The following is a 9,334-nucleotide window of genomic DNA, read 5'->3' on the forward strand; positions in this document are numbered from 1 at the left end:
GCGCATGTTCAAAGCAGTTATTGAAGCGTCCGTTCGCTTCCGATGGTTCATCGTTCTGGCGACCGCCCTCGTCTCGGCGCTGGGCCTCTACGAACTCACCAGATTGCCGATCGACGCCGTCCCCGACATCACCAACCGTCAGGTGCAGATCAACACCGTCGCCCCGGCGCTCGCGCCAGAGCAGATGGAGCGGCAGGTCACCTATCCCCTGGAGACCGCCATGGCGGGCATTCCAGGCCTTCAAAGCACACGATCGCTCAGCCGCAACGGCTTCAGCCAGATCACCGTCATCTTCACCGACCAGACCGACATCTATTTCGCCCGCCAGCAGGTGGCCGAGCGGATGGCGCAGGCGCGGGAAACCTTGCCGACAGGGGTCGAGCCGGAACTGTCGCCTATCACGACGGGGCTAGGCGAGGTCCTGATGTGGACGGTCGACTATGTGCCCTTTGGACCGAAAGCCTTGGCCGCGGCAGGGCAGCCCGGGTGGCAGGCAGGCGGCGCCTATCTAACCCCTGAAGGCGAACTCCTCACGACGCCGCAAGCGCGCGCCACCTACCTGCGCACTGTCCAGGATTGGATCATTGCGCCCCGGATGCGCTCGGCCAAAGGGCTCGCCGGCGTCGATGTGAACGGTGGCTACGTCAAGGAATACGCCGTCCGCCCCGACCCGGCCCGTCTGGCAAGCTATGGCCTCGGCTTGAACGATCTGATTCAGGCCCTGGAGCGGGCCAACACTCAGGCGGGGGCCGGCTTCATCCAGCGCGCGGGCGAGGCGCTCACGGTACGCACCGATGCGCTCGCTCAGACGGTGACCGACCTGGCGCAAGCCCCTGTCGTAAATCGCAATGGGCTTGTCGTCCGTGTCGCCGACGTGGCGACCGTGGAGATGGGCCAGGCGCCGCGCCTTGGCGGCGCCAGTCGAGACGGCCACGAAGCGGTGATCGGAACCGCCTTGATGCTGGCGGGTGAGAACAGCCGAACCGTGGCGCAGGCCGCGGCCGAGCGGCTCGAGGAGGTGGGCCCGAGCTTGCCGCCTAGCATCGTCGCGACGCCGGTGCTGAACCGCAGCGACCTCGTCAACTCGACCATTTCGACGGTCGCCCGCAACCTGGCCGAAGGCGCGCTGCTGGTGGTGGCCGTGCTGTTCCTGCTGTTGGGCAACATCCGTGCGGCCACGATCACGGCGCTGATGATTCCGATCAGCTTCCTGTTCGCAGTGATCGGCATGAATCGGTTTGGGATCAGCGGAAACCTGATGAGCCTTGGCGCGCTCGACTTCGGCTTGCTGGTCGATGGCGCCGTGGTGGTCGTTGAAAATACGCTGCTCATGCTCAGCCAGCGGCGGGGCGAACTCGGCCGAATGCTCACTCGTCATGAACGGCTTGGCGTCGCCGCGGCCGCCGCGCGCCAGATGGTCAAGCCGGCCGCTTTTGGACAGTTGATCATCCTGCTGGTGTTCACCCCGCTGCTGATGCTGGAGGGGGTGGAAGGCAAGACCTTCATCCCGATGGGCGCAACGGTGATGCTGGCGCTGGTGGGGGCGTTCATCTTCTCCTTCACCTTCGTGCCGGCCATGACGGCGCTGCTGGTTCGGGACCCCAAGCACGTCCACATGGATCCAAACGGGCGCGCGGAGGAACACGAGACCTTCGTCCTCCGCTTCGCCCGCAAGCGCATCGAACCGGCGATCCGCGCGGCCGTCGCTCGCCCCAAGATCGTTCTGGCGGCGGCGCTCGGCGCCGTCCTCGTTGGCGGGATCGCCTTCAGCACCCTCGGGCGGGAGTTCATCCCGACTTTGGACGAAGGCGACATCGCCATGCAGTCCCTGCGTGTGCCCTCGGCGTCTCTCGAGCAGTCGCTCGCTATGCAGATGGCGCTGGAGAAGGCGATCAAGGCGCAGCCGGAGGTGGAGACCATGTTCTCCAGGACCGGTACCGCGGAGGCGGCCGTGGACCCAATGCCGCCGAACATCTCCGACGCCGTCATCGTGCTGAAGGATAAGGATCAATGGCCCGATCCGAACCTGTCCAAGGAGGATCTGATTGCCCGGATCGAGAAGATTTCCGCGCAACAGCTGGGCAACAATTTCGAGTTCAGCCAGCCTATCGAACTGCGCTTCAACGAACTCATTTCCGGGGTGCGGACCGATCTTGCGGTCATGGTGTTCGGCGACGATTTCGCTGAGTTGCAGAGGACCGCCGATCAGGTCGCCAATGTGCTCCGCCAGACCGAAGGCGCCGCCGACGTGCGCGTCGAGCAGGCCTCCGGTCTGCCCACGCTGACCCTGACCGTCGATCGGTTCGCCGCCGCCAACTACGGGCTGGCCGCAGCGGATGTCTCCGAAGCCGTCTCGGCCGCAATTGGTGGGGCCGAGGCCGGTCAGATTTTCGAGGGCGATCGTCGGTTCGACGTGGTCGTCCGCTTGTCGGACGAGGCCCGAAACGATCCAGCGGCCCTGGCCGCCCTGCCTGTGACCACGTCCAGCGGCGCGACTGTGCCTCTGTCCTCGGTCGCGCGCATCCAGATCGCGGAGGGCCAGAACCAGATCAGCCGCGACAACGGTAGTCGGAGGATGGTGGTCCAGGCCAACGTCCGGGGTCGCGACCTCGGCGGCTTCGTCGCCGACGCCCAGGCCAGGGTCGAGCAGCAGGTGAAACTGCCCACCGGCTATTCTCTCACATGGGGCGGGCAGTTCGAGAACCTCAAGCGCGCCGAACAACGCCTGGGGCTCGTGATCCCGGTCGTGTTCGTCCTGATAGGGCTTCTGCTGTTCATGGCGCTGGGGTCCTTCGCCGAGGCAGGACTGGTCTTCGCCTGTGTGCCGCTCGCGTTGGTCGGCGGAGCCCTGGCCTTGCTGCTCAGGGGCATGCCGTTCTCCGTCTCGGCGGCCGTTGGGCTCATCGCGGTCTCGGGCGTGGCGACCCTGAACGGCCTGGTTTTGATGCAGGCGATCCGGGAGCGGCTCGACGAGGGACTTCCTCCAGATCTGGCCGCCTACCAGGGGGCCGCGAGCCGGTTAAGGGCGGTGCTCACGACCGCGCTCGTGGCGATCGTCGGATTCATCCCGATGGCGCTAGCGCATGGCGCGGGTGCGGAGGTGCAGAAGCCCCTGGCTACAGTTGTGATCGGAGGCCTCTTCGCGGCTACCGCGCTCACACTGCTGGTCTTGCCGACCTTCGCCGCCAAGGCGGTAAAGCATCGCAAAGCTGAAGGGATCGAGGAATGACCGCGCTAACCGCCCAGGAACGTCAGCAGCGCAAGACCTTGCTGGTGGTGCTGATCCTCAACGGGCTGCTGTTTGCGGCGCTCGGGGTTGGTGGCTTGGTGGCGGATTCCAGCGCTTTGATCGCCAATGCGGTCGATAACGGCTCTGATACGGCGGTCTATCTCATCAGCTTCCTTGCGGTGGGTCGGGCCGGAGCCTGGAAACGCCGCGCCGCGCGAATCTCGGGCGTCATGCTTCTGATCTTCGCTGTCGGCGTGCTGCTCGACGTGGGCCGGCGCTGGATCTACGGCGCTGAGCCTGTCGGCTGGACGATGATGACCCTGGCTTTGGTCGCCGCCGTCGTAAATATCGTCTGTCTCCTGCTCTTGCGCCGCGTCCAGAGCCAGGACGTGAACATGCGCGCCGCTGAAACCTTCAGCTTGAACGATTTCGCGTCCAACGGCGGCATCCTGGTCGCCGGCGCCCTTGTCATGTGGTTGGGCCGATCCTGGCCCGATCTGGTGGTCGGCATTGCGGTCGCGATCATTGCCGTGAAAGGCGGCGTCGAAATCCTCCGGGACGCGGCGAAAGCAACACAAGAAACACCAGAGGAGCCCGGCGATGACTGAGGAAAAGCTTCGTCTTGAAATCCCGGTCCTGCTCCCCGGCGCCGCCGATGCTTGCGAGCGCTGTGTCGCCGAGTTGACGGCGGTTCTGAAGCGCCGGCCGGGCGTGATCGACGCTCACGTCGATGGCCGGGAGGACGCCCGCCTGTGCGTGCACTTTGATCCTACACTCATCGCGCCTTCGCAGCTTCGAGCGCTCGCCGAGCAGCAAGGGGCGCGCATCGACGCCAAATTCGGCCACGCGACCATGCGCTTACCATTACCGCTGCATGCGCGCGCAGCCCGCACCCTGGCGGACGATCTGCGTGGTGTGCCGGGCGTTGTCAGAGCCGAGGTCGGGCCCACCGGCGTAGCGGTGGTCGAGTTCGATCGCGGTCTGACAGATGAAAAGACTCTCAAGGCATTCCTGAACGATCATGCAGCGGCCCTGGGACAGGCGCCTGCTTCAGCCAGCGCTTCGCGCGACGAGCACGCCGGCCATAAGCACAAGCCAGGCGAGGGCCACGGCCACAAGCATGGTGGCGTCTTTGGCGAGCGCACCGAGTTGGTATTCGCCCTGCTTTCGGGGCTCGCGCTTCTGGTCGGCTGGCTGGCGTCGTTTCGCCTCAGCGGCCCTGTCCCGCTCGCGTTCTATGGCCTGTCCTACATCTTTGGCGGCTACTTCACGCTGCGCGAGGCGGTGGAGAACCTGCGTAAGCGCCGGTTCGAGATCGACACCCTCATGCTGGTCGCAGCGGCTGGCGCCGCCGCGCTCGGCGAATGGGCGGAAGGCGCCTTGCTGCTCGTCCTATTCAGCCTCGGGCATGCGCTTGAACACTATGCGATGGGCCGCGCCCGACGAGCGATCGAGGCTCTGGCGGCCCTGGCGCCCGAACGCGCCAGCCGCAGACGCGGCGAGGCGATCGAAGAGGTTGCGGTCGAGGCGCTTGAGGTCGGGGACATCGTCCTCGTCCGACCCAATGAGCGCCTGCCGGCTGACGGGGTCGTCATCATCGGCGAGAGCGCCGTCAACCAGGCGCCGGTGACTGGGGAAAGCGTGCCGGTCGACAAGAGCCCGGCTCCGCAAGAGGCGACCTTCGAGTCCGCGGAGGCCAGCCACCGCGTGTTCGCCGGGACGATCAACGGGGCAGGGGCTCTGGAGGTGAGGGTCGCCCGCCGGGCGAGCGAGACCACCCTCGCGCGCGTGGTGACCATGGTCGCCGAGGCGGAGGCCCAGCGCTCGCCGACACAGCGATTCACCGACAAGTTCGAGCGCATCTTCGTGCCCGCCGTTCTGCTGATGGTCGCGATGCTGATGTTCGCCTGGCTCGTCGTGGACGAGCCCTTCAGCGTGAGCTTTTACCGAGCGATGGCCGTGTTGGTGGCGGCAAGCCCCTGCGCCCTGGCCATCTCCGTGCCCAGCGCTGTGCTGAGCGGTGTCGCGCGAGCTGGACGCGGCGGCGTGCTTGTGAAAGGGGGCGGACCGCTCGAGAACCTCGGCACGCTGAAGGCGCTCGCCTTCGACAAGACCGGGACCCTGACGGAGGGCCGGCCGCGCGTCACGGACGTGGTCCCAGCCATCGGCGTGACCAAGGAACGGCTCCTTGAGACCGCCGCGGCCGTCGAAGCGCAGAGCGACCACCCCTTGGCGGCCGCCGTGGTCACGGCGGCGACCGAGACGCTTACGGCGGCGCCGGGCCGAGCCGAGAGCGTCGAGAGCATAACGGGACAAGGGGTCCGAGGTCGCTACGGCGGCGAGGATGTCTTCATCGGCAAGCTGAAGCTCTTCGAGGCGATCGATGGCCCGCCTGTGCCCGAGGAGGTGCGTTCAGAGGCGGAGCGACTGGCTAGATCGGGTCGCACCGTGATGGTGGTGCGCTCAGCGGGCGCCTACCTTGGCGTTCTCGCTCTCCAGGATACGCCACGTGAAGGCGCGGCGGAGGTGATCGCACAGCTTCGCGGGATGGGTCTGAAGCGGCTCGTGATGTTGTCGGGCGACAACCAGGGAGTCGCCGACGCAATTGCCTCGCAGCTCGGCTTGACCGAGGCGCGGGGCGGCCTCATGCCCGAGGACAAGGTTGAGTTCATCAAGACCATGCGCGAGCAGGAAGGGCGCGTGGCGATGGTGGGCGACGGCGTCAACGACGCGCCGGCCATGGCGAACGCAACGGTCGGTGTGGCAATGGGCGCCGCCGGCTCGGATGTCGCGCTGGAGACCGCCGATGTTGCGCTGATGGCCGACGACCTGCGGCGGCTGCCCTTTGCCGTCGGCCTCAGCCGTCGCACGAGCGCCGTCATCAAACAGAACCTGTTTGTCAGCCTCGGAATGGTCGCGTTCCTTATCCCGGCGACGATCTTCGGCCTGAAGATCGGCGCGGCGGTAATCTTCCATGAGGGATCCACGCTGCTTGTTGTAGCGAATGCGCTGCGTTTGCTGGCCTATCGCGAAGGGGCGTTCGGCGCACTGGGCGGGACCACGCCTCGGGACAAGCAGCATGCATAGCGGTCCAGGCGAAAACAGCCCCGCCCAGGTCCGGAGCGTCTTCTGCCCGGGCCTACGGGCTCGCAAGCGCCCGATGTGTAGGGTCTGAAAATGGCTCGCGTCGCCAAAGAAATCGACGTGGGCGCCTCCCCCAAGCGGGTGTGGGACTCGCTCGTTCAATTCGAAGGGTATGGAGCCTGGACGCAGGCCGCTCGCATCAGAGGCGAGCTCAAGCCCGGAGGAAAGATGGACTACGGGATCCTGCTCCGTCGCGGCCGTATCAGCCCGTTTTACTTCAATCTGCCGGGCAACGTGGTCGCGCTGGAGCCGCTCGGGTTGATCTCTTGGGAGGCTGGCCTCAGGAGGGTCCTCCTCATGGAGTTCGCCATCCACATCAGCCCTCGCCTGGACGGTGCGAGGGTTCTTCAATCTGTCGAGGTCTCTGGGCCTATGGCCCGGGTGATCGGGCGCCACCTAGGCCGTCTCTTCGGCGCGCACTTCGACTGCATCAGCGGAGATCTACAAGAACGCTTTGGCGGTGGGTCTCAGTTCAACGGCCGACGTCGAGGTAAGCCGCTCAGAGTATCTCAGCCCTGATCGCCGTAGAACACGTCGCTCTCGCCGTGCCGGAGAGCTGGTCATCGCCGTCCAGACCCCAGAAGTGGTCCCGATCGGCTCTGCCACTGAGGACGTCGCGCCCTCCGTCGCCGACGGAGACTTGATAGTCGTACCGCTCGCTGCCGGCATTGAAGCCAAACGTAAAGCCCTCGATGGCCATGTACTGACTAGCCAAGTCCTGGAGGGGCGCACCCTTCCAATCGTGGGAAAGCTTGTGTGACATAGCGGGTCTTGGACGAAGATTTCTACAATGGGAATGTTTGCTGTCGTTCCATTGCAAGGCGGCAACGTGAGTCCGCGACTCATCTTCAGACGGGAAGTTCCGCCATCGTCATCATTTGCCGGCCGGGCGGATTTTACAGGACTAGCGGTTGAAGGACGGCCGCCGTCTGGCGGGCACCGACGGCTCTTTGCCTTCCGTCAGATCCGTAAGGATCGGGCAGTCCGGCCGATCGTCGCCTGCGCAGCAGTGTGAGAGGTGGCGCAGCGTGTCGGCCATCGCCTGCATCTCGGCGATACGGGCGTCGAGATCCGCCACGTGGCGGTCCGCGATGGCCTTCACCTCTCGGCTGGGCCGCGCACGATCCCGCCAAAGCGACAACAACTGGGTGATCTCGTCCATAGAGAAGCCCAGGCTGCGCGCGCGCTTGATGAAGCGAAGCTCGTTGATCTGGCGATCGTCGTATTCGCGGTAGTTCGAGTCCGTCCGGCTCGCCGGCCGCACCAGGTCGATCTCGTCGTAATAGCGGATCATCTTAGCAGTCACGCCGGTGGCCTTTGACGCCTGACCAATGTTCATGCGGCGGCTCCTTGGACTGTGGGCTGGAATGCGACCGATCGGGGGGCCAAAGGCTTGAAGGCGCGAAGGCGCAGGGCGTTGACGAGCACGCTGACGCTGGAGAGGGCCATGGCGCCAGCGGCGACCATGGGCGAGAGCAACAGGCCGAAGCCCGGGTAGAGCAGCCCGGCGGCGACCGGGATCAGCACCACGTTGTAGCCGAACGCCCAGACCAGGTTCTGGCGGATGTTCCGCAGCACCGCACGGCTGAGCGCGATCGCCGTGGCCACGCCGCGCAGGTCGCTGCGCATCAGCACCACGTCGGCGCTCTCGATGGCGATGTCCGTTCCAGCTCCCATGGCGATCCCGACGTCGGCGCTCGCCAGGGCCGGGGCATCGTTGACGCCGTCGCCGACGAAGGCCACGCGGCCATAGCGCTGCTGCAGGTCCTTCACGGCGGCGACCTTGCCGTCGGGCAGCACCTCGGCGATCACCTCGTCCAAGCCGAGCGCCGCGCCGACCGCCTGCGCCGTCCGCCGATTGTCTCCGGTCATCATCACCACCTTCAGACCCGCCGCTTTCAGCGCCGCCAGGGCCTCGGCCGTGGTGTCTTTGATCGGGTCGGCCACGGCGAGGATGGCTGCGAGTTCGCCATTGATCGCCGCATAGATCGGCGTCTTGGCCTCACCTGAGAGGCGTTCCGCGTCCGTGGCGAAGGCGGCGACCGAGACACCGAGCTTCGCCATGAAGCGGTCCGCGCCAACCTGGATCCGCTGGCCATCGACGAGCGCTTCAGCGCCGAAGCCGGGAAGAGCCGCGAAGCGGGACAACTCGGGCAGCTGCAAGCCGCGGGCTTGGGCCGCCTCGACGATCGCCTGGGCGATCGGATGTTCCGAGCGGCTTTCGACTGCCGCCACCAAGCGCAGGAGATCGGACTCCGTGAACCCATCCGTGACGCGGACATCCGTCAGGATCGGGCGGCCGAGCGTCAGTGTCCCGGTCTTGTCGAAGGCGACCGCCTGGACGTCGCGCAGGCTCTGCAGGGCCTCGCCGCGGCGGAAGAGGACGCCCAGCTCCGCGGCGCGGCCGGTGCCGACCATGATCGACGTGGGGGTCGCTAGGCCCATGGCGCACGGGCAGGCGATGATCAGCACCGCCACGGCGTTGACCAGCGCGAAGCTCAGCGCCGGGCTGGGGCCGAAGATCAGCCAGGCGGCGAAGGTCAAGACAGCGCCGACGATGACGGCCGGCACGAACCAGCCGGTGACCTTGTCGACGAGAGCCTGGATCGGCAGCTTGGCGCCCTGGGCGGCCTCCACCATTCGCACGATTTGGGCGAGCAGGGTGGCTGCGCCCACCTTCGTGGCGCGGAAGCGGAAAGTCCCGGTCTTGTTGACCGTGCCGCCAACCACAGCGGCGCCCGGACCTTTCTCGACCGGGATCGGCTCGCCCGTGATCATGGATTCGTCCACGTAAGAGGCCCCGTCTAGGACTTCGCCGTCCACCGGCACCCGTTCCCCCGGCCGGACCACGACGACGTCCCCGACGAGGACCTCGGAGACGGGAACCTCGAGGACCGCACCCGCCCGCTCCACGCGCGCGGTCTTCGCCTGCAGCGTCATCAGACGCTTGATCGCCTCGCT

Annotated in this window: 7 protein-coding genes; 4 read left to right on the top strand and 3 right to left on the bottom strand. The window is 66.4% G+C overall.

The features are described 5' to 3' along the window. Nucleotides 1-4 precede the first annotated feature (4 nt). From Q8L83_RS03055 to Q8L83_RS03070, 4 genes are all read left to right on the top strand, one after another. On the top strand, nt 5-3,229 hold the full coding sequence (locus tag Q8L83_RS03055; RefSeq protein ID WP_305284674.1) for an efflux RND transporter permease subunit: 3,225 nt from the start codon (nt 5-7) through the stop codon (nt 3,227-3,229). Next, the gene (locus Q8L83_RS03060) at nt 3,226-3,837 is read left to right on the top strand and encodes a cation transporter (protein ID WP_305284675.1); all 612 of its coding nucleotides are present in this window, start codon (nt 3,226-3,228) and stop codon (nt 3,835-3,837) included. The genes Q8L83_RS03055 and Q8L83_RS03060 overlap by 4 nt, the downstream gene beginning before the upstream one ends. Beyond that, a complete protein-coding gene (locus Q8L83_RS03065) occupies nt 3,830-6,316 on the top strand; it encodes a heavy metal translocating P-type ATPase (RefSeq protein WP_305284676.1) in 2,487 nt (828 codons plus the stop codon). Before Q8L83_RS03060 ends, Q8L83_RS03065 begins: the two co-directional genes overlap by 8 nt. A 90-nt stretch (nt 6,317-6,406) precedes the next feature. Beyond that, nucleotides 6,407-6,892: a hypothetical protein gene (locus Q8L83_RS03070; RefSeq protein WP_305284677.1), complete on the top strand. Its 486-nt coding sequence runs from the start codon at nt 6,407-6,409 to the stop codon at nt 6,890-6,892. Here the strand turns inward: Q8L83_RS03070 and Q8L83_RS18615 are convergent. The 3 genes from Q8L83_RS18615 to Q8L83_RS03080 all read right to left on the bottom strand — a co-directional run. Continuing rightward, entirely contained in the window at nt 6,873-7,136 is a 264-nt protein-coding gene (locus Q8L83_RS18615) for a hypothetical protein (RefSeq protein ID WP_370868346.1), read from the bottom strand. The genes Q8L83_RS03070 and Q8L83_RS18615 overlap by 20 nt on opposite strands. 141 nt (nt 7,137-7,277) lie before the next feature. Beyond that, nucleotides 7,278-7,712 carry a Cu(I)-responsive transcriptional regulator gene (cueR, locus tag Q8L83_RS03075; RefSeq protein WP_305284678.1) on the bottom strand — a complete coding sequence of 145 codons (435 nt, stop codon included), beginning with the start codon at nt 7,710-7,712 and terminating at the stop codon, nt 7,278-7,280. Then, a partial coding sequence (locus Q8L83_RS03080) for a copper-translocating P-type ATPase (RefSeq protein ID WP_305284679.1) occupies nt 7,709-9,334 on the bottom strand: 1,626 nt, incomplete at its 5' end. The genes Q8L83_RS03080 and cueR, both read right to left, overlap by 4 nt.

The organism is Phenylobacterium sp. (genome assembly GCF_030680185.1).
Classification (GTDB): domain Bacteria; phylum Pseudomonadota; class Alphaproteobacteria; order Caulobacterales; family Caulobacteraceae; genus Phenylobacterium.

Excerpts from the sequence above, each read along its gene's own strand:
- Q8L83_RS03055 (WP_305284674.1), top strand. The coding sequence starts at position 5 with ATGTTCAAAGCAGTTATTGAAGCGTCCGTTCGCTTCCGATGGTTCATC.
- Q8L83_RS03060 (WP_305284675.1), top strand. The coding sequence starts at position 3,226 with ATGACCGCGCTAACCGCCCAGGAACGTCAGCAGCGCAAGACCTTGCTG.
- Q8L83_RS03065 (WP_305284676.1), top strand. The coding sequence starts at position 3,830 with ATGACTGAGGAAAAGCTTCGTCTTGAAATCCCGGTCCTGCTCCCCGGC.
- Q8L83_RS03070 (WP_305284677.1), top strand. The coding sequence starts at position 6,407 with ATGGCTCGCGTCGCCAAAGAAATCGACGTGGGCGCCTCCCCCAAGCGG.
- Q8L83_RS18615 (WP_370868346.1), bottom strand. The coding sequence starts at position 7,136 with ATGTCACACAAGCTTTCCCACGATTGGAAGGGTGCGCCCCTCCAGGAC.
- cueR (WP_305284678.1), bottom strand. The coding sequence starts at position 7,712 with ATGAACATTGGTCAGGCGTCAAAGGCCACCGGCGTGACTGCTAAGATG.